Source organism: Parvibaculum sp., assembly GCF_035511255.1.
GTDB lineage: Bacteria > Pseudomonadota > Alphaproteobacteria > Parvibaculales > Parvibaculaceae > Parvibaculum.
Window position 1 is genome coordinate 1 of sequence record NZ_DATKFR010000290.1, and the last position, 3,735, is coordinate 3,735.

Consider the following 3,735-nt stretch of genomic DNA (forward strand, 5'->3'; position numbering starts at 1 on the left):
GGCGCGCTTCAACGCCTCCATCGCAACATCCTCCGCGCGCACGCCGCGCGCATAGGCCGCCTTGAGCGAAGGAAGGGAAAAACAGAAGCCTTTCATGCCGTCGCCTCCAGCGGCAGCAGCGTCACGAGCGCCTGCCCCGCCCGAACCATGGTTCCCGGTGCGCAATGCACCTCATGCACGCGCCCGCGCATCGGCGAACGCATTTCGATTTCCATTTTCATGGATTCCAGCGTGACGAGGGATTGATCCTGCGCGACTTCCTCGCCGGCCTCGACGCTGATCGCCCAGACATTGCCGGGCACGCTCGCCTCGACGAGGCGCGCGCCGGGTGGCAGCTCACCGATCGATTGTACCGGCGGCGCGTCGGGCTCCGCCGCCTGCATGGAAAGCCCGTTCTCTTCCCATCGTTGTCGCTCTTCTTCGAAGGCGCGGCGCTGCATGGTGCGGAAATCCGCGATCTCACCGGCATTGGCATCGAGGAAGGCCAGATAATCGCTGAGGCGGAAACTCGAAGTCTCGACTTCGACTTCATAACGCCCATGCGGAAAGGCCGCGCGGATGTCGAGAAGTTCCTCGGCAGAAACGGGAAAGAACCGGATGCGGTCGAAGAAGCGCAGCAACCAGGGCGAACCCGCCTCGAAATTCTTCGTCTGCCGCCATGTGTTCCACATCTGCAGCGTGCGGCCGAAGAGCTGGTAACCGCCCGGCCCCTCCATGCCGTAGACGCACATATAGGCGCCGCCGATGCCGACCGCGTTTTCCGGCGTCCATGTGCGCGCGGGATTGTACTTCGTCGTGACGAGCCGGTGGCGCGGATCGAGCGGCGTCGCGACCGGCGCGCCGAGATAGACGTCGCCGAGACCGAGCACCATGTAGTCGGCATCGAAGATGATCCGCCGCACATCGTCGATGCTGTCGAGGCCGTTGATGCGGCGAATGAACTCGATATTGGACGGGCACCACGGCGCATCCGGATTGACCAGTGTCTGATACTTGCGCACCGCCTCCTGCGCCGCTGCGTCATCCCACGACAGCGGCAGACGCACGATGCGGCTCGGCACCTCGATATCCTTTGTCGCCGGCAGTTGCCGCTCAACCTCCTCCACCGTCCTGAGCAGCCGCTTCAGCGGCAGGCGATCGGGATCGAAATGGATCTGCAGCGAGCGAATGCCCGGCGTCATCTCGATAATGCCGGCGACGCGCTTCGAAATCAGCGCCGTCATCATCGCGTGGGCGCGGAAGCGCAACGCGAAGTCGAGCACCATCGGCCCATATTCGATGAGCAGGTAGTCGTCGCCCGCGCGGCGATAGGTGACGGCCACGTCGAGATCGTCGATGCGGCCGAGCACCGCGTCGCTCGGGATCGCGGGCGCCGGCGCCCGCGAGCCGTGATGCGGACGACGCAACGTCGAGAGCCAATGTTCCTCGCCCTTGCGCAAGGCTTCCGCCTCTTCGTCGCTGACGCGGCGAAAGCGCAGCTTGTCGCCCGGCTTCAACTGGCCGATCTTCCAGAGATCGGCCTTCGCGATCGTCGCCGGACAGACGAAGCCACCGAGGCTCGGCCCGTCGAGCCCGAGAATGATCGGCATGTCGCCGGTGAAGTCGATCGTGCCGACCGCATAGGCGTTGTCGTGGATGTTCGAGGGGTGAAGCCCCGCCTCGCCGCCATCCTTGCGCGCCCATTTCGGCTTCGGCCCGATGAGACGAATGCCGGTGCGCGCCGAATTGTAGTGGACCTCATAGGTCGCGCTGAAAAGCGTCTCGATATCCTCGTCGACGAAATAATCCGGCGCGCCATGCGGCCCGTAAAGAGCCGCAAGTTCCCATTCATGCACCAGCGGCGGCCGGTTGAGCTCAGGCAGCGCCTCCTTATGCACCGGTTCCTTCGCACCGGAGCGATTGACGCGCAACACGTCGCCCGTTTTAAGCGCGCCCGTCGCATGGCCGCCGAAGCGGCCCAGCGTGAAGGTGGAGCGGGAGCCCAGATATTCCGGCGCGTCGAAGCCGTTGCGGATCGCGAGATAGGCGCGCTGGCCAGCGCCCTCGATGGCGCCGAGTTCGAGCGTCTGTCCGCGCTTCACCTCGAAGGGCTGCCAGTAAGGCACCGGCTCGCCGCTCACCGTCGCCGTCATCTTCGCGCCGCCAAGGACCACGAAAGCATCGGTGCGGAAATGAAGCGTCGGCCCGGTCAGCGTCATTTCGAGCGCCGGGGTCCCCGGCGCGTTGCCGACGAGACGGTTCGCAAGCTGGAAGGACAACGAGTCCATCGGCCCCGACGGCGGCACACCGACATTCCAGTAACCGACGCGGCCCGGATAATCCTGGATGGTCGATTGCGCGCCCGCCGCGACGACATCGATGGTCGCGGGCTGAAAGGCGAAATGGGCGAGCGACGAGGTACGCATTGCGCCGTCGAGAAACGTCCAGGCGCCGGCGAGCTGGCGCAGATAGTCGAGATTGGTCTCGATGCCGTAGACAGCGCTCTGATTGAGCGCCGAGGCGAGCTTCGCCGCGGCCTCGGCGCGGGTCGCGCCCTTGACGATGATTTTCGCCAGCATCGGGTCGTAGAACGGCGTCACTTCCGTGCCGGTCGCGATCCATCCATCGACGCGCACGCCGTCGGGGAAACTCACCTGCGTCAGAAGGCCGGAGGATGGCTGGAAATTCCGTGCCGGATCTTCGGCGTAGAGGCGCACTTCGATCGCATGTCCTTGCGGCTCGCGCTGATAGCTCGCGAGCGGACCAAGATCGCCGGCGGCTTGCGCCACCATCATCTCGACGAGATCGAGACCGGTCACCTCCTCGGTCACCGGATGCTCGACCTGAAGCCGCGTATTGACTTCGAGGAAGTAGAATTTCTCTTCCGCCGCGTCATATATGAATTCGACCGTGCCGGCGGATTCGTAGGCCACCGTCTCGCCGAGCCGCACCGCCGCCTCGTGCAGCGCATGGCGCACATCATCGGCAAGATTGGGTGCCGGCGTCTCCTCGATCACCTTCTGGTTGCGCCGCTGCGCCGAGCAGTCGCGTTCGCCGAGCGCGATCACCTTGCCCTTGCCGTCGCCGAAGATCTGCACCTCGATGTGCCGCGCCTCGGCAACAAACTTCTCGAGGAACATGCCGCCATCCTTGAAATTCGCAAGGCTGAGGCGCTGCACCGTTTCGAAGAGACGCGGCAGTTCGGCCGCCGTCTTGCAAAGTTGCAGGCCGATGCCGCCGCCGCCCGCGGTGCTTTTGAGCATCACGGGATAGCCGATGCGCTCGCCATGAGCGAGCGCATCGTCGAGATCGGTGACGAGAGGTGAACCCGGCAGCAGCGGTACGCCGCTCTTCTCCGCGAGATCGCGGGCCGTATGCTTCAGCGCGAAGGCCAGCATGTGTTCCGGCCGCGGTCCGATAAAGGCGATGCCCCTATCATTGAGCGCCTGCGCGAAGCCCGGATTCTCGCTGAGAAAACCGTAGCCCGGATGCACGGCCTCGGCGCCCGTCGAGATCGCGGCGGCGATAATCGCATCGGAACCGAGATAGCTCTGCGCGACCACCGCCGGGCCGACGCAGACCGCTTCGTCGGCGAGATCGACATGCGGCGCGAAGCGGTCGGCCTCCGAATAGACGGCGACGGAAGCGACGCCCATGCGCCGGAGCGTGCGAATGACGCGGCAGGCGATCTCGCCGCGATTCGCAACCAGGACTTTCTTGAACATTGTTTCCTCCCGGAACGTCAGCCGTTCCAGA

Annotated in this window: 1 protein-coding gene; it reads right to left on the reverse strand. The window is 64.9% G+C overall.

Annotated features, from left to right (window positions below; translation table 11 throughout):
- Window positions 1–92: 92 nt before the first annotated feature.
- Entirely contained in the window at window positions 93–3,704 is a 3,612-nt protein-coding gene (uca, locus tag VMR03_RS11465; protein ID WP_325405312.1) for an urea carboxylase, read from the reverse strand.
- Between the last annotated feature and the right edge of the window lie 31 nt (window positions 3,705–3,735).